The sequence below is a fragment of the Clostridioides sp. ES-S-0123-01 genome, from assembly GCF_020658415.1.
Classification (GTDB): Bacteria; Bacillota; Clostridia; order Peptostreptococcales; family Peptostreptococcaceae; genus Clostridioides.
The window spans coordinates 515,138-531,555 of the sequence record NZ_JACVWD010000003.1; the positions used below are offsets into that span (position 1 = coordinate 515,138).

16 protein-coding genes are annotated in these 16,418 nt (G+C 28.1%); 13 read left to right on the plus strand and 3 right to left on the minus strand.

The genetic code is table 11. The annotated features are described in order from the left end of the window. The first annotated feature begins 232 nt into the window (after nt 1-232). The 5 genes from IC175_RS09325 to IC175_RS09345 all read left to right on the plus strand — a co-directional run bounded on the left by IC175_RS09325 (nt 233) and on the right by IC175_RS09345 (nt 5,695). Entirely contained in the window at nt 233-1,117 is an 885-nt protein-coding gene (locus IC175_RS09325; RefSeq protein WP_227433343.1) for a fumarylacetoacetate hydrolase family protein, read from the plus strand. Nucleotides 1,118-1,215: 98 nt separating this feature from the next. Continuing rightward, nucleotides 1,216-2,391, plus strand: a complete 1,176-nt coding sequence (locus IC175_RS09330) for a phosphoribosylaminoimidazolecarboxamide formyltransferase (RefSeq protein WP_227433342.1) — start codon at nt 1,216-1,218, stop codon at nt 2,389-2,391. 128 nt (nt 2,392-2,519) lie between these two features. Continuing rightward, entirely contained in the window at nt 2,520-3,374 is an 855-nt protein-coding gene (locus IC175_RS09335) for a hypothetical protein (protein WP_227845563.1), read from the plus strand. 44 nt (nt 3,375-3,418) lie between these two features. Then, nucleotides 3,419-4,654 (plus strand): glycosyltransferase family 4 protein, encoded by a 1,236-nt coding sequence (locus IC175_RS09340; protein ID WP_227824754.1) that lies wholly within the window; start codon nt 3,419-3,421, stop codon nt 4,652-4,654. Between the two features lie 102 nt (nt 4,655-4,756). Further along, entirely contained in the window at nt 4,757-5,695 is a 939-nt protein-coding gene (locus tag IC175_RS09345; RefSeq protein WP_227433339.1) for a cell wall-binding repeat-containing protein, read from the plus strand. A 334-nt stretch (nt 5,696-6,029) separates the two neighbouring features. On the opposite strand, the gene IC175_RS09350 is transcribed toward IC175_RS09345, so the two are convergent. After that, nucleotides 6,030-6,383, minus strand: a complete 354-nt coding sequence (locus tag IC175_RS09350) for a GIY-YIG nuclease family protein (RefSeq protein ID WP_227482965.1) — start codon at nt 6,381-6,383, stop codon at nt 6,030-6,032. 288 nt (nt 6,384-6,671) lie between these two features. Here IC175_RS09350 and IC175_RS09355 point away from each other — a divergent pair, with 288 nt between their 5' ends. From IC175_RS09355 to IC175_RS09375, 5 genes are all read left to right on the plus strand, one after another. Further along, a complete protein-coding gene (locus tag IC175_RS09355) occupies nt 6,672-7,583 on the plus strand; it encodes a recombination protein NinG (RefSeq protein WP_227433337.1) in 912 nt (303 codons plus the stop codon). Between the two features lie 252 nt (nt 7,584-7,835). Next, on the plus strand, nt 7,836-8,270 hold the full coding sequence (locus IC175_RS09360; RefSeq protein ID WP_227433336.1) for a DUF6323 family protein: 435 nt from the start codon (nt 7,836-7,838) through the stop codon (nt 8,268-8,270). Nucleotides 8,271-8,293: 23 nt separating this feature from the next. Then, on the plus strand, nt 8,294-9,808 hold the full coding sequence (locus IC175_RS09365) for a DUF6179 domain-containing protein (RefSeq protein WP_227851456.1): 1,515 nt from the start codon (nt 8,294-8,296) through the stop codon (nt 9,806-9,808). Between the two features lie 82 nt (nt 9,809-9,890). Beyond that, nucleotides 9,891-11,258, plus strand: coding sequence for a M20 family metallopeptidase (locus IC175_RS09370; RefSeq protein ID WP_227433334.1), 1,368 nt, complete (start codon nt 9,891-9,893; stop codon nt 11,256-11,258). 36 nt (nt 11,259-11,294) lie between these two features. Beyond that, nucleotides 11,295-11,519 (plus strand): NifU family protein, encoded by a 225-nt coding sequence (locus tag IC175_RS09375; protein ID WP_227433333.1) that lies wholly within the window; start codon nt 11,295-11,297, stop codon nt 11,517-11,519. 121 nt (nt 11,520-11,640) lie between these two features. Here IC175_RS09375 and IC175_RS09380 read toward each other — a convergent pair whose 3' ends face one another. After that, entirely contained in the window at nt 11,641-12,039 is a 399-nt protein-coding gene (locus IC175_RS09380) for an HsmA family protein (protein WP_227433332.1), read from the minus strand. 2 nt (nt 12,040-12,041) lie between these two features. Further along, entirely contained in the window at nt 12,042-12,476 is a 435-nt protein-coding gene (locus IC175_RS09385) for a MarR family winged helix-turn-helix transcriptional regulator (RefSeq protein WP_255605859.1), read from the minus strand. A gap of 329 nt (nt 12,477-12,805) precedes the next feature. On the opposite strand from IC175_RS09385, the gene IC175_RS09390 reads away from it, so the two are divergent. The 3 genes from IC175_RS09390 to IC175_RS09400 all read left to right on the plus strand — a co-directional run bounded on the left by IC175_RS09390 (nt 12,806) and on the right by IC175_RS09400 (nt 16,371). Continuing rightward, nucleotides 12,806-13,792: an ABC transporter permease gene (locus IC175_RS09390; protein ID WP_227433331.1), complete on the plus strand. Its 987-nt coding sequence runs from the start codon at nt 12,806-12,808 to the stop codon at nt 13,790-13,792. Next, the gene (locus IC175_RS09395) at nt 13,776-14,687 is read left to right on the plus strand and encodes an ABC transporter permease (RefSeq protein WP_227433330.1); all 912 of its coding nucleotides are present in this window, start codon (nt 13,776-13,778) and stop codon (nt 14,685-14,687) included. Before IC175_RS09390 ends, IC175_RS09395 begins: the two co-directional genes overlap by 17 nt. Nucleotides 14,688-14,802: 115 nt before the next feature. Further along, nucleotides 14,803-16,371: an ABC transporter substrate-binding protein gene (locus IC175_RS09400; protein ID WP_227433329.1), complete on the plus strand. Its 1,569-nt coding sequence runs from the start codon at nt 14,803-14,805 to the stop codon at nt 16,369-16,371. Nucleotides 16,372-16,418: the final 47 nt, after the last annotated feature.

The window sequence follows — 16,418 nt, forward strand, 5'->3', positions numbered from 1 at the left end:
GTTTTATAGAAAATTTATCTGCATAAATAAAGTTTTTAAAACTCCATTCTTATAATTATTTTACTTTTACTAATTATATTACTTATAATAATTTCTGATATTTATGAATTGTTATACTTTTTAGAACTCTATTTTTAAATATATATTGACATATATATATTATCTATTACAATTGATATAAACTAATAAAAATAAAATATTATTAATCAAATTATTGAATGGAGGAATAGAAATGAAATTTGTAACTTTCTGTACTGGCAATGAAGAAAATATAGGTGTATTTAACTCAGAAGCAAATAGTATATATGAAATTAATAGTTTGGGATTAAGTAAATTATATACAGATATGAATGATTTTATTGAAAATGTATCTACAGGTGATTTAGAAAAAATAAAAAACAATTCATTTGAAAATGCAAAGTGTTATAAGTTAGAAGAAGTGAAATTATGTTCCCCAATTGTAAGACCTAAAAAAGATATTATATGTTTAGGTCTAAACTATAAAGACCATGTCAATGAAATTCCAGATGGTGTTATAAAAAATGTAGTTATGCCAGACTATCCAATTTATTTCTCTAAAAGAGCAGATAAGGCAATTGGAGTAGATGATAAGATAAGTTTGCATGGAGATTTAGTAGAAAAGCTGGATTATGAATCAGAGCTAGCAGTAATTATAGGAAAAGAAGGTATAAATATATCAAAAGAAGATGCCTATGAATATATATTTGGATATACAATAATGAATGATATAAGTGAAAGAGCACTTCAAGACAAACATGTGCAGTGGTATAGAGGAAAAAGTTTAGATACACATACCTCTATGGGGCCTTGCATAGTACATAAAGAAGAATTTGAGCATCCTTTAAAACTGGATATAAGTAGTGTGGTAAATGGAGAAGTAAGACAAGATTCTAATACAAAATATTTTATATTTGATATACCTACTGTAATAAGTGATTTATCAAGAGGAATGACTCTAAAACCAGGAGATATAATTTCAACTGGAACTCCAGCAGGTGTTGCTATGGGAATGAATCCTCAAGTATATTTAAAACATGGTGATGTGGTTGAATGTAAAGTCGAAGGAATAGGAGTTTTAAAAAATATAGTTGATTAATGGATAAATATGCCATATAATTTTATTAGTACGAATAATTTAATTAATATGGGATTAGTCAAATTTAAGATTAATTTACTATAGAGAGGGATGAGTATATGGCAAAAGAACTAGAACTAAAGTATGGCTGTAATCCAAACCAAAAACCATCAAAGATTTATATGAAAAATGGAGAACTTCCTATAGAAGTATTAAATGGAAAGCCTGGATACATAAATTTTTTGGATGCATTTAATAGTTGGCAACTTGTAAAAGAATTAAAAGAGGCTACTGGTCTTCCAGCAGCAACTTCATTTAAACATGTAAGTCCAGCAGGTGCAGCAGTAGGTATACCTTTATCAGATACTTTAAAGCAAATATACTTTGTTGATGATTTAGAGCTTTCTCCATTAGCTTGTGCTTATGCAATGGCAAGAGGGGCAGATAGAATGTCTTCTTATGGAGATTTTATAGCACTTTCAGATGTGTGTGATAAAGAAACTGCAACTATTATAGCGAGAGAGGTTTCTGATGGTGTAATAGCCCCAGGATATACAGATGAGGCTCTTGAAATATTAAAAGGAAAGCGTAAAGGTAATTACAATATTGTAAAAATTGATGAAAATTATACTCCTGAACCTATTGAAACAAAGGATGTTTATGGAATTACTTTTGAACAAGGCAGAAATGAAATATTAATAAATGAAGACCTGTTAAAAGATATCCCAACTGATAATAAAATCTTTACAGATAACGCAAAGCGTGATTTAATTATAGCTCTTATCACATTAAAATATACACAATCAAACTCAGTTTGTTATGTTAAAGATGGACAAGTAATAGGAGTAGGTGCAGGACAACAATCACGTATTCACTGTACTAGACTTGCAGGTAATAAAGCTGATATTTGGTATCTTCGCCAACATCCTAAAGTATTAAATTTAAAATTTAAAAAAGATATAGGTCGTCCAGATAGAGATAATACTATTGATGTATATCTTTCTGATGATTATATGGATGTACTTGCTGATGGTATATGGCAAAATTTCTTTGAAGAAAAACCAGAACCTCTTACTGGAGAAGGTAAAAGAGCATGGCTTAAAACTCTAACAGGAGTAGCTCTTGGTTCTGATGCATTTTTCCCATTTGGAGATAATATAGAACGTGCTAAAAGAAGTGGAGTAAGTTTTATAGCACAACCAGGTGGCTCTATTCGTGATGATAATGTTATATTAACTTGCAATAAGTACAATATAGTTATGGCATTTACTAAAAATAGATTGTTCCATCATTAAAGTGTAAAGAATATAAATTAAATACTGATTAAATTAAAAATCTACAACAAGTTTTGTTGTAGATTTTTTTATTTGCTGTATAATTTTAAATAGAACTTTATTTTTAGATATTCAATTTGGAGGATGATATGGCTTTAAATATAAGAGACTATAGCCTATTGTGTAGTCAGGGTACAGCTAAATTTAATGAAGATGTAGTTGGTATAAGCCCATTTGGTGCGTGGATTTTGGATGGTGCGACAGGGCTCAATGGAAAAAACTTAGTATCAAATGAAAGCGATGCAAGATGGTATGTTCAGTGGTGGAATAAGTATTTATATAAAAATATGAATAGAGAAGAATCATTAAAGAGTATTATCAGTAGTGGGATAAAAGAAGTTAAAAAAGAGTATGAGATGAAATTAAATGGAATAAAGGTCGAAAAATTAGATTTGCCATCAAGTTCTATAGTCATTGTTAAGTTTCATGAAAATAAAGTAGAGTATTTTTTATTAGGAGATTGTGCTTTGTTTATTAAAAATGGAGATTCTAAAGTCATAAAAGATAGAACTATCTGTAAATTTGATAATGCTGTGTTTGATGAAATGAGTAAGTTTTCTAATTTAAAAGAAATGACTTTTGATGAGATAAAGTCAAGTGTCATGGATACAATAGTAAGCAATAGATTGAAAAAGAATACCAAAGATGGATACTGGATATTGGATTTTGATGAGGATGCTGTGGAAAATTCAATATATGGATACTTAGAAATAAAAAAAGATTTTCAATTGATGTTAACAAGTGATGGCTTTACAAGTGCATGTGATAGGTATAACCTCATAAAAGAAGAAGAATTGATACGTATAGCAGAAAAATTTGGTATAGGATATATACATAATGAAGTTAGAGACTTTGAGGATAACGACTATAAAGCAATTAAAGTTCCAAGATTTAAAGTAAAAGATGATTCATCCTGTTTGTATCTAGATATATATAATGATTAGATTATATGAAATTGTTTAATTTTAGAGGGGCGGTAAGTAAAAAAGTGAAAATTCTTCATATAATAACACAAAAACCAAATAGTACGGGTAGTGGAATATACATGTGTGGTATGATAAAAGGGTTTGAAAAAATAGGTCATGAGCAAGCTGTAATTGCAGGTATAGATGTTAATGACAATGTAAACTGTTTTTCAAGTGATATAAGTTTTTATCCAGTAAAGTATAATTGTGGAGAACTAAATTTTCCTGTTGTAGGAATGAGTGATTCTATGCCATATGAAAGTACTAGATATAGAGATTTAAATGTAGAAATGATAGATAGATTAAAACATCAATTTAAAATAAATATAGACAGAGCTATGGAAGATTTTAAGCCAGATATTATAATATGTCATCATTTATATCTTTTAACAGCATTTGTCAGAGAGATTGTGAAAGATATTAAAGTTATGTCTGTTTGTCATGGGACTTGTTTAAGACAGTTAAATACTATAGATTTAGAAAAAGAATATATAATATCAAATATAAAAAAATTGGATTTAATATTTGCTCTTCATAAAAAGCAAAAAGATGATATTGTAAAAAGTTTTGGAGTAAGTGAAAGTAAAGTAGTTGTGATTGGCAGTGGATACAATGATAGTGTATTTTATGATAAAAATTATAAAATGCAAGGTGATAAGATAAGGATAGTGTTTGCAGGGAAGATATGTAAGTCAAAAGGGTTGATTCCATTTATAAAAGCTATATCTGAACTAATATATCGTAAAGATTTAATAGAAGTCAATTTTGCAGGTACAGGAAGTGATATTGAATCTTATAATGAGATTGTTAAGCTTGCAAATCAATCTCCATTTAAAATGAATTTCCTAGGAAAATTAGACCAAAGTGACTTAGCGGAGTTATTTAATAAGTCACATATATTTGTATTACCATCGTTTTATGAAGGGTTACCAGTTGTAGTTTTAGAGGCTTTATCATGTGGGTTAGATGTAATTACCACTGATATTCCTGGTGTTAGAGAGTGGATTGGTAGCCAAATTAATGATTCTGGCAAGATAGAATATGTAACTCTACCTTCTATGCATGGAGAAGGTATTCCAAATGAAGAAGAGTTATCTATATTTGAGAAGAATTTATATAATGCAATGGACTCTAAAATACAGTATCTATTATCCAATTTAGAGAAAAGGTCATTTGCAGATATGTCAAAAAAAACATGGGACGCTTTAGCTTATAGGATGAATGAAGTTATTTTAATGGATGAGATGTGTGTAATTTAGAGTGATTTAAATTATAAAAAAAGTGTAACTATTTCTACACTACTTTTAAGCGAATTTATATTATACTAATACTAAATATATTTATTTTGAGGGAGGTAATTTATGAAGTTTAGTAAAAGAATATTAGCATTAGGTATTTCAGCATTATTATTAAGTGTTAGTTTTCCAACATCAGCAAATGCACTAGATAAAATCGAAAATATCAAGGGAACGGATAAATATGAAACAGCTGGTATTATTTCTGATAAGCAAGATTATACAACAGCTGTACTTATCAACTCGGATTCTACGATGGTCGATGGTATTTCTGCTAGTGGTCTTGCAGGGGTAAATAATGCAGCAATTTTATTAACTAATAAGAATGATATACCAGAAGCCACTTTACAAAGGCTTAATAGAGTTACTAAGATATATATAATAGGTGGCGAAAATACTATAAGTAAAGATGTAGAAAAAATGCTACTTATGAGAAGAATGCAGGTTATAAGAATTGATGGAGTAGATAGAGTAGATACAAGTTATAAAATTGCAGCTGAAATAGAAAAGATAAAGAGTAGTGATAAGACGTTTTTAGTAAATGGATTTAAAGACGAGGCTGATGCAGTGAGTGTTGCGTCTGTTGCATACAGAGATGGTGCTCCTATTTTATTGACAAAGGATATAGCTTCAGCAGAAGAAGATACAGATTTAGACCCATGGTTTGGTGTTTCACCTGTTCCAGTATATGCTATTGGAGGAAAATCTACACTAAGTGATTATATAGTAAGTAGATATAGAGCAACTAGAATTGATGGTAGTGATAGATATGAAACTAATAAGAATGTAATTAAGAAGTTTTATAATGAAACAAAAGAGTTTTATGTGGCAAGTGGAGATGATTTAGTTTATGCTTTAGTTGCTTCACCAATGGCTAAAAACGCTCCTGTTGTTTTAGTTTCAGACAAAAGCGATAAGAGTATATTAAATAATGCTAATAAAGTTACTGCAATAGGTATAAATGATAATAAGGTTATAGAGCAATGTTTAGAAGCTACAAAATAATAAAATGTTGTTAGTAAAATGAATACATAATATATAGTAAAAGTCAGTATAATGCTTATATTTTAGTGATATATAATGTATAAATGTTAAACTATATGAATCTTCTAGTTGATTTTATGATAAAAATCAATTAGAAGGTTTTTTTTATTAAAATTATGTATCAAAATTATATACTAAATTGAATTGTATATGTTAAAAAAGAGTACATGAGCTATTCATATATACGAATCAATTATCCTCATAAGTGAAAATGTGAATGGAGTCATACACAAAATTGTATGACAATTCCATCCTATCACGTTTACATCAAAAAAGAAGATATGATGCCTATTTTTTATAAAGAATAAATCTCATAAGAGTTATCTTCTTTTAGCTTTTCTAACCAAACCATTTCTAAAATATCTAATTCTTCTAAGTAGTCTTTTTTAGTTTTGTTATCATCGTGTTTTATAAGTTCTAAAATTTCAAATGTAAATGTTTTTTCTCCATATTTTTTCCAATCATTGTTTAAATCTCTTACCATACATGACCCAGCACCAAGTTGAAATTTGAGGGAGTTAAACTTGCTTTTTATGTCATTGCTCTTTCCAAGATAAATCTTTTTAGTAGTATCACTTTTTATCATAAATACACCAATGTCAAATTTCATTTCCTTATATAGTTGTTTTAATTCACGTTTTCTATCCATTTTCTTAGTACCTCTCTTTATAATTAATATGTAATATGTAAAATTATTTATATATTACATATTACATATTAATTATAAAGAGATTAATTTCAAATGTAAATAGATTTTGATAAAATTAATTATAAGTTTACTATTACTTAGTATCAATATCTAGGCTAATTAGAGTTATTATATGACTTAATATTATATAAAATTAAAAGAAGAGTTGACATGATGAAAATTATAGAATAAACTAAAAATGTAATAGTTAATAAATCTTAACTATTACATTCAAGGGAGGCTGTTATTATGAATAAAAATATAGAATTAATTGGAAACTTTGCAAGTGATTGGATTCGCTATAGTGATTATGAATATAAAATTACTGAAGAAGATGAACTGTATATAGTACCAACAGAAGATGCTGTATTTACTATGTACAATCCATTTGATGTTGCAGATGAAATTATAGTAGATATAATTCGCATAGGACAAGAAGCATTACAAGAGATATCAAAAGAAACTAAAGAAATGAGATTAAAAAAAGAAGTACTTGAATTTGTAAAGAAATATGGGTTGTTAGGATTAATTTATTCAAGTGTATATAATAGAGATATTGTTGGTGAAGAAAGAGTACTGATGATTGAAAAGAATTATATTACAAAAGAGAATATATTGAATACTGATGAGTATGTAAATATGTTCATCCCATTTGCAAGTGATGAAGATGTATACTTTAAAAAATATAAACGAGGTATAGATGTATCAAAACGAGAGGAATCACCCAAGTTTTTTGGAAAAAGACCATTGATTTTAGATTTAGTATTTTCAAGGTTTTATACAGAACAATTGGATTGGATTGTAAATTTTGCTAAGGATATGTGTAGACATTTTAATCAAATTTGTGTCTATAAAAACATGTCTAACCTACTAACTGAAAGTGTGACTATTATGTCTGGAGGGTTTAACCCTCAAAAGATTGGATTTTCTATAAGTCAATTAGATAAACCCACAATTGCATGGGAATTTAATTCTTTAAAAACAGCTATTGAAACTATATATGCATTTGCAATTACAAGTGAACCTGCATCTTTAAATAAATGTAAGTATTGTGGAAAGATTTATATACCTACAAATTCTAAATCTCAATACTGTTCACCTTCCTGTAGAAATTGCTCAAATGTAAAGAAAAGCAGAAGTAGAGCTAAAAAAGATAAGTAAATTAATATATCATTCTTTAGATTTTAATTATAAATAACTATTAAATTGATGAATAGTTATAAAAAATATATCTGAGTAATGATATATTTTTTTTATTGAAAAATTTAATTAAAATAGTAATTTTGAGTTGACAAAAACTACTTATAATAATATTATTATAAGTAGTTCTATAAGTTAATAAATATACTAATTTAAATATAACATAAAATGAATTAAAAGTCAATAGAAAAAATAAAAAAGGAGAATTTTAAAATGATATCACCTATTATTTTGAGTTCTATGCATCAAAATTTAAAGGAAATAGAAAGAAATGAATTGCTTGAAACTAATAAAGAATCTAAGTGTTATGGTCTAGTACTTTCCGAAGCGGATGTAAAAGATATAATAACTTCAAGAAATGATACTTTAAAGGGATATGGAAGAATAGAATTAGATATAAAAGTTACAAAACAATTAATAGAAAACATATATACATCACAGTTTACGAATATGGATGATTATTTAGAAATTATTAATGATATGCAAGAAATCTTTTATTACTTAAAAAATGAAACAGATGATAAAATTTGTGATGATGAAATTATAGAAATACTTGATGAACTTTATGAAAAATTTACAGGGAATATGGATAATGTAAGGGGAGAAGCAGAGGAATTTGCAAAAAAGTTTAAATTTGGAGAAGTTTAATCTAATGAGAGGGGAAACTTACTATGTCAAATAATAATCTAACCAACATCAATATAAATGAAAATAATCTAATAAAAAATCAATATGCAATATCTCTACTTAAAGAATGTATGGATTGTAAAGTAATAAATGAGAGAGAAGTATATAACATACAACAGGAAATATCCTTAATTCTTATAGATTTAATTAAAAAATATACAAATGGTCAAAGTACATCAGTAAAGACTGAAGTTGCTGAAAAATTATTGCTTTCAATTTGGTATTCTATTGATGCATATGTAAGTAAACTTGAAAGTATAGAAAAAAGAGTTGCAGAATTGACGTCTAAAAATATTAAGTATGTATACTTAGAAGGCATTAAAATTCTTGAATATGATTTACTTGAGTTAGAAAAATTTTATGAAGTAATGAAAAGTAGAAAATTAGACACTAATTTAATGGCGTATAATGATACTTTAATGGAACTGTCTGGTTTCTTTAAAAACTATAGTATAAAATTTGAAGCATATGATATTCCAGTGAGTATAGATTATCCATTGGCATTAGATGATATGGATATTCAAGGAATTTATTATGTGAAAAATTATATTGAGAGTATGGATATAGAAAATAGATTTTGTAATTTATTTAGAAATAAAGATAGAGAAAAATTATTTTATGATTATGGAAGAACTTATAAAATAGATTGTGATGTTATACTTATAAATTTATTTGAACTTATTATAAATAACTCTATTTTCTCTACAATTTTAGGTAATGAATCAACTAATTTGAAGATTTCAGAATATGAATATGAATTTTTAGAAAAACAATTTAAAAACATATACAATCATACTTTTGAAGATGAAATTAAGCAATATGAGGAAAATAATGTAGTTGAATTTATTGAAGAAAGTAATAGTTTTGATTTTAATAATTCTGAAGAGCTCAATAAAGAAAGTATAATAAATGAAAAAATAGTTTTATTGCTTGAAGAAGCAATTGCTGTTTTGATAGAAAGATTAAATATAGAAGATGAAGCCATGATAAAATACATAAAAGCATATGAGAAGATATTTATTGAGTCTGTACTAAGTTCAATAAAAAGTGGCACTTTTAAAAGTATTATAACTGTAAGTAAGAATGAAAGTGAACCTTTAGAAAAGTATATTGTTGATGATGAAAATAAATTAGATGATAAGTCATTTAGAGCGATATTCAATGCTGTACTAGAGAGTACTTCTATAATTGAAAAAATAAAAATAATAAAGGAAAATATCAATGCAAAAAAAGACTTTATTGATATTCTTGAATCTGAGTGCTTATTTGGGGATGATTATCTAATGCTATTTGCTTCATTAAGTGAATTTGAATTGGCAATACTAGGAAGTGTAGTATTTTATGAAGATATGAGAATGGAAGAAATTAATTTATTAGAACTATTACTAAACAAAAATAATAAAACTACACCATGGAAAAGAGAGTACATTGAATTTATGAAGAAAAAAAATAAGGAAAAAATACATTGTATAGAAGAATATATAAATCAAATTAATTAACAAAAAATTGTGAATAAATAGAATGTTAGTATATAATATAATTTGTAAAGCATATCAAAAATACATATCTGTGGAGGAGACTATGAAAGAATATATTATAAATAATATTGAGGAGATAAGAGAAGAATTAATTGATTTATCTAAAAAAATATGGGAAAATCCAGAATTAGCTTTTGAAGAAAAGTATGCAAGCAGTATTCAAAAGGAATATCTAAAGTCAAAAGGATTTGAAATTGAAGAAGTAGACAATTTACCCACTGGATTTATAGCGAGTTTTGGAGAAGGTAAGCCAGTAATTGGAATACTTGGCGAATATGATGCTTTGCCAGAACTATCACAATCTGTGAGTACAGAAAAAAATCCATTGGTAGAGGGAGAATCTGGACATGGATGTGGTCATAATTTATTGGGTGTAGCAGGTGTAGGAGCAGTCGTTTCTATCAAAGAACTTATGGAAAAAAATAAATTTAATGGAACAATAAAATATTTCGGTTGTCCTGCTGAAGAAGAAGGTGGAGGAAAGACTGTAATGTGTGTAAATGGATGTTTTGATAATGTAGATTGCGCATTTACATGGCATCCTTTTGATATAAATGGCACATGGAGAGGTGGAAGTCTGGCAAATTTATCTGCTAGATTTAAGTTTAAGGGAATAACAGCACATGCAGCTCAAGCCCCTCATAATGGTAGAAGCGCATTAGATGCTGTTGAACTTATGAATGTAGGAGCAAATTATTTAAGAGAACATGTAATTGACTCTATAAGAATGCATTATGTTATAACTAATGGTGGAGGAAGACCTAATGTAGTTCCTGGTTTTGCGGAAAGTTGGTATTTTATAAGAGGTAAAAAAGCAAAGGATGCAGAGAATGTTCTTGATAGGCTAATAAAAGTGGCACAAGGAGCAGCTATGATGACAGAGACTGAAATGGAGTATGTAATTACTGATGGGATTTATGATTATATACCAAATCAGTGTTTAACTGATTTAGTATACGATAATATGATTCTTGTTGGAACTCCTAAAACTACTCCTGAAGAAGAAGAATTTGCAAAAAAATTATGTGCTACTCTTACTAAGGATGAGAGACTAGGTGTAGCTACAGCATTCCAAGACGATAAATCTATTGTGGACAGTTATATACATCATGGTATAGCTGATGGAGCAGAAGATAAGGGATTAGCTGGTTCTACTGATGTTGGAGATGTAAGTTATGTGATACCAGTAGCTCAATTTGCAATGGCAGCATGGCCTGTTGGTGTGGCAAGCCACACATGGCAGTCATGTGCATCAGCTGGTTCAAGTATAGGATTTTCAGCTATGATAAATTCAGCTAAGGTATTGGCTTGTAGTGCTTATGATGTATTTATGAATACTAAGATTATTGATGAGGCAAATATAGAGTTTGAAAAATCATTAGATGGACAAAAATTTAAACCATTGGTATAATCTTGGTAATAAAAATATTTCTGGGGGGGAATAACTATGAGAGAACAAGTTGAAAAAGTACTTGAACAAAAGATAAAACCTGTATTACAAAGAGATGGTGGAGATGTAGAGCTTATAGATGTAAATGAGAATGGTGTAGTTTTAGTTAGATTACAAGGTGCTTGTAGTGGATGTCCAGGAGCAACTATGACAATAAAAGCTGTTATTGAAAATGTTTTGGTAAGCGAAGTTCCAGGAGTAACTCAAGTGTTAGGTGTTTAATAAATTTAAATTATACATAAGGATTTATTAAGCTGTGTAAAAGAGTAAGTAAAACATTATAGATATATATGAAAAAGTGTGTAAGTGTATATTCATTTTCCTACACACTTTTTTTTATTTATTATCCAGCCATACCAATAAACATACCTATAAAGTATGGAATTAACCAGATAGTCCATACAACTATACTAAACTTATGGAAGAATTTTTTCTTATCTTCATCGTCCTTATACAAAACAAAAGTAGCCCAGCCTGCATGAAAAAGCATAAGCACAATTGCTAGGAGACCAGTTATACTATGAAGATTTTGGGACAATACAGACTTCACTTCAAAAGCGTGGCTATTAGCTATATTACTCATTGTAAATGTTCCTAAAGTATCAAATATTAAACCAAGCCAAAATATAATTACATGTTTCTTTTTTAAAATTTTAGCTTTTCTTTCTCCAAATACACCTATAGTGTAAAAAATTAAAGCTGATGTTATAAACACTATTGCAAGTATTAATTTAGAACTCATAATTATCTCTCCTTTATTTTTGCTAATATATTTCTAAGATTTTTTACTAATTCATTTAATTCTTTTTCATCACAATTTTTAAAAATACCATCAAAGCTTTCTTGCATTTTACTTTTAAAATTTGTGGCGAATTCAAGTCCATCCTCTGTAAATTTAACATATGTATTTCTCTTATCATCATATTTTTTGAACTTTTCTACATATCCAAATTGCTCTAATCTACTGATTATACCTGATACCGTTCCTTTAGCTAAAGACATCTCATCGCATAGTTGTGAAATTGTTAGTTCTTGATTATGAGCTATTAGCTTTATAACTATAATCTGTTGATGTGTTAATCCATTTTCCTTAAAATTTTCCTCTACTGTGTACATTGTTTTAGAATAGAGTTCTTTTAGAAGCATAGCTATTCTAAAACAATCATAATTAGTTTTCAATAAAATCACCTCTTAGATAGTTTGCATAGAAACTAATATAATATAGTTTCAGTAAATAGTCAATATAAAATTTAATAATTATGTAATAAATAAGAGATTAGTAATATCATAAAAATTTAATTTTAGGTAAAAATAAAACAATTTGATGAAATTTTAACAATTTTTCAAAAGTTTGTTTACACACAACATAAATGATGCTAAAATTGGTTTATAGATAAATATTTAAAATTTAATTTTTATTTAATGATAATAAAACCACGAAGGTTTAAACGTCGATTGACGCTTGCTTTTGGTGGTTTTTTTTATTGCAACAAAGGGGGAATAGGGGTTTGTTAAAGGATATAGTTAAAAAGTTGTTGCAGTTTATTTTAGTAATGTTTTTATTATCTTTTGTGGTTTTTTATATGGCAAGACTTGCTCCAGGAGACCCATTAATTTCTTACTATGGAGATGGTGTAGAAAGAATGAGTACTCAAGAAAAAGAAAATGCTATGAAAAAACTTGGTCTAAACGAACCAATATACAGTCAATATATAAAATGGATTTCAGATGCATCAAAAGGAGAATTTGGGATTTCATTTAAATATAAGCAAAATGTTACTTCTGTTATAAATGATGTTTATATAAATACTATCATATTAGGTGGTTCAGGATACATACTTACCTTTGTTCTAGCATTACTTTTAGGAATTTTTTGTACATTGCATGAAGATAAGCTTATAGATAGGGTTATATGTAAACTAGGTACGATAACCAATTGTATTCCATCATTCTGGGTTGCTTTAGTACTTATACTTATATTCAGTATAAATCTAAGTATACTTCCAAGTAGTGGAGCTTATTCAATGGGAGAGGAATATAGTATATCAAGTAGGATATCTCATTTAATATTACCTCTTACAGTACTTATATTGAGCCATTTATGGTATTACACATATATGATAAGAAATAAATTGCTAGAAGAAATAAGAGAAGATTATGTATTGCTATGTAAAGCAAAAGGTTTAAACAATAGAACCATTGTTTTTAAGCATTGCCTGAGAAATATAATGCCATCATATATAAGTATCATGGCTATTTCAATACCTCATATATTAGGAGGAACTTATGTAGTTGAAAAGGTTTTTTCTTATCCAGGGTTAGGAACTCTTTGTTTTGAGAGTGCAAAGTATCACGATTATAATATGTTATTAGTTTTATGTCTAATAACAGGAGCTTTAGTGGTATTTGGAAATATGCTAGCTCAAATTATAAACAATAAAATAGACCCTAGAATGAAGTACGATAGAGGTGATAACAATGAAGCCGCAATGTAGTGATTTTGAGATTGTAGGAGAAAATTATATTTCAGTAGTAAAAGATGAACAAATAGAAATAAAAAAAACTCTGTTTGAAAAATTTAAACAGTTACCATATATATCAATCATAATTTTATCCATTATAGTTATTGGAAGTGTATTTTCATCTTTGATAATGACACATGAGCCAACATATATGGATTTAGTAAGTTCTAATTTAGCTCCAAGTAAAGATTTTTTCTTTGGAACAGATTCAATGGGAAGAGATATATATTCTATGATATGGTATGGAGGAAAAATATCTTTATTTATAGGAATATTTTCGACAATAATATCAACTATTATAGGAATTGTTTATGGTAGCATAAGCGGTTCAGCATCTGAGCTTGTAGATGATGCAATGATGAGATTTACAGAAATCATACTTAGTATACCATCAATATTAATTATAATATTTGTACAAGCGATACTTGGGAATTCAAATCCAATATCTATGTCCATAGTAATAGGGATAACAAGTTGGATGAATATATCTAAGATTGTAAGGACTGAAGTTAGACAAATAAGAAATAGTGAGTACATACTAGCAGCTAAAAGTATGGGTGGAGGATTTTTATATATATTAAAACAGCACCTACTTCCAAACTTTGTTGCATCAATAATGTTTATGGTAGTAACAAATATAGGTGCAGCTATTGGAACTGAGTCAACACTGAGTTTTTTAGGAATTGGTTTGCCAATAGAAATTGTTTCTTGGGGAAGTATGCTATCTTTATCAGAAGAAGCACTGCTTTCAAATAGATGGTGGATTATCCTAATTCCAGGTATATTTTTAGTTACTACATTGGTCTGTATAACTAATATTGGTAATTATATAAGAAAGAGCAATAATAAAAAATCAAGTAATTTATAAATCAGCGTTTTAAGTGTTAAATAAGCAAATACTAAGGTATTTGAAATATCTATTTAAATAAATGGGGTCAAAGCTTTAAAAAATATTTATTATTAAAAGCAAAAGGGGGAGCATCATGAAATTAAAAAAATTAAAAGTTTTAAGTCTAGTAATGATACTTAGTCTAATGGCAGGCTGTTCGAGTGCAGGAAATGGGGACAAAAAAACAGATAAACCTAAAGATGGTAAAGTACTTGTTTATGGAAGTAATGACTATACAAGTATAAATCCAGCACTATATGAACATGGCGAAATAAATTCATTGATATTTAATGGATTAACAGCTCATGATGAAAATAATAAAGTAGTTCCTTGTCTAGCAAAAGATTGGAAATTTGATGAAGCAACAAATACATATACTTTTAATTTAAGAGATGATGTTAAGTGGCATGATGGAGAGAAATTTACAGCAAATGATGTTAAATTCACAATGGAAACTATAATGAATCCAGACAATGCTTCTGAAATAGCATCAAATTATGAAGATATAACAAAAATTGATGTAATTAATGATACTACTATAAAAATTGCTTTAAAAGCACCAAATACAGCAATGCTTGATTATTTAACAGTTGGAATATTACCAAAACATGCATTAGAAGGTAAAGATATAACTACTGATGGATTTAATCAAAAACCAATAGGTACTGGACCATTCAAACTTGAAAAATGGGATAAAGGGCAAAGTATAACACTTGTTAAAAATAGTGATTATTTTGTAAAAGAGCCAGGACTGGATAAAGTAGTATTTAAGATTGTACCAGATGACAAAGCTAAAGCAATGCAATTAAAATCAGGTGAATTAGATTTAGCACAAGTAACTCCTAAAGATATGTCTAATTTTGAGAAAGACGAAAAGAATTTTAAAGTAAATATAATGAAAACTGCAGATTATAGAGGTATACTATATAACTTCAATTCTAAATTCTTTAAAGATGAAAAGACTAAAGGATTACCAAATGCTTTAAGTTATGCAATAGATAGAAAAGCAATAGTTGATAGTGTATTATTGGGTCATGGTGTAGCCGCATATTCACCTTTACAAATGGGACCATATAATAATCCTGATATAGAGAAATTTGAATATAATCCAGAAAAGGCTAAGCAAGAAATTGAAAAATTAGGTTGGAAGTTAGGTTCTGATGGAATATATGAAAAAGAAGGTACTAAATTAGCTTTTGAAATAACAGCTGGCGAAAGTGACCAAGTTAGAGTTGATATGGCTAAAATATGTGCACAACAGCTAAAAGAAATAGGTGTTGATGCTAAAGCTGTAGTTGTAACTGAAACAGATTGGGCTAATCAAGATGCGCACTTAATCGGTTGGGGAAGTCCATTTGACCCAGATGACCATACATATAAAGTATTTGGAACAGATAAAGGTGCAAACTACAGTGCTTATTCTAATCCTACTATAGACAAAATACTTCAACAAGCAAGAGAAACAGAAAATAAAGATGAAAAATTAAAGTTATATAAACAATTCCAAGTAGAGATGACTAAAGATATGCCATATACATTTATTGCTTATATAGATGCTATATATGTTGGAAAACCAAATATAAAAGGTTTAACACCTGATACAGTTTTAGGTCATCATGGTGTAGGGATATTCTGGAACATAGCTGATTGGACAATAGAATAATAGTTAGATTAATTAGAAACCTTAGGGATGAAATATATCCCTAAGGT

What these genes read in the sequence shown, in the direction of transcription:
- IC175_RS09325 (WP_227433343.1), top strand. Translation starts at nt 233, where the DNA reads ATGAAATTTGTAACTTTCTGTACTGGCAATGAAGAAAATATAGGTGTA.
- IC175_RS09330 (WP_227433342.1), top strand. Translation starts at nt 1,216, where the DNA reads ATGGCAAAAGAACTAGAACTAAAGTATGGCTGTAATCCAAACCAAAAA.
- IC175_RS09335 (WP_227845563.1), top strand. Translation starts at nt 2,520, where the DNA reads ATGGCTTTAAATATAAGAGACTATAGCCTATTGTGTAGTCAGGGTACA.
- IC175_RS09345 (WP_227433339.1), top strand. Translation starts at nt 4,757, where the DNA reads ATGAAGTTTAGTAAAAGAATATTAGCATTAGGTATTTCAGCATTATTA.
- IC175_RS09350 (WP_227482965.1), bottom strand. Translation starts at nt 6,383, where the DNA reads ATGGATAGAAAACGTGAATTAAAACAACTATATAAGGAAATGAAATTT.
- IC175_RS09355 (WP_227433337.1), top strand. Translation starts at nt 6,672, where the DNA reads ATGAATAAAAATATAGAATTAATTGGAAACTTTGCAAGTGATTGGATT.
- IC175_RS09360 (WP_227433336.1), top strand. Translation starts at nt 7,836, where the DNA reads ATGATATCACCTATTATTTTGAGTTCTATGCATCAAAATTTAAAGGAA.
- IC175_RS09365 (WP_227851456.1), top strand. Translation starts at nt 8,294, where the DNA reads ATGTCAAATAATAATCTAACCAACATCAATATAAATGAAAATAATCTA.
- IC175_RS09370 (WP_227433334.1), top strand. Translation starts at nt 9,891, where the DNA reads ATGAAAGAATATATTATAAATAATATTGAGGAGATAAGAGAAGAATTA.
- IC175_RS09375 (WP_227433333.1), top strand. Translation starts at nt 11,295, where the DNA reads ATGAGAGAACAAGTTGAAAAAGTACTTGAACAAAAGATAAAACCTGTA.
- IC175_RS09380 (WP_227433332.1), bottom strand. Translation starts at nt 12,039, where the DNA reads ATGAGTTCTAAATTAATACTTGCAATAGTGTTTATAACATCAGCTTTA.
- IC175_RS09395 (WP_227433330.1), top strand. Translation starts at nt 13,776, where the DNA reads ATGAAGCCGCAATGTAGTGATTTTGAGATTGTAGGAGAAAATTATATT.
- IC175_RS09400 (WP_227433329.1), top strand. Translation starts at nt 14,803, where the DNA reads ATGAAATTAAAAAAATTAAAAGTTTTAAGTCTAGTAATGATACTTAGT.